Origin of the sequence: Streptomyces glaucescens (assembly GCF_002154375.1) — a bacterium.
Taxonomy (GTDB): Bacteria; Actinomycetota; Actinomycetes; order Streptomycetales; family Streptomycetaceae; genus Streptomyces; species Streptomyces glaucescens.
Genome location: NZ_MUND01001085.1, coordinates 1 through 208 on the forward strand (window position 1 = coordinate 1; position 208 = coordinate 208).

Genomic DNA, 208 nt, shown 5'->3' on the forward strand with positions numbered 1-208 from the left:
ACCCCGGGCTCCCCGGCCCCCCGGTGCTCGGCTTCCTCGCCTGCGCGTCCGTGGTGCGGCGCCGCGCCTTCCTCGACGCCGGGGGCTACCACCCGGTGCTGTTCTTCGGCGGTGAGGAGACCCTGCTCGCCTACGACCTCGCCGCCCGCGGCTGGGGCGTGGCCTACGTGCCCTCGGTGACCGCCCTGCACCACCCCGATCCCGGCGG

At 77.4% G+C, this 208-nt stretch carries 1 pseudogene; it reads left to right on the forward strand.

Annotated features, from left to right (window positions below):
- Positions 1-208 (forward strand): annotated as a pseudogene (locus CCN42_RS40770) (glycosyltransferase family protein); the annotation flags it as partial.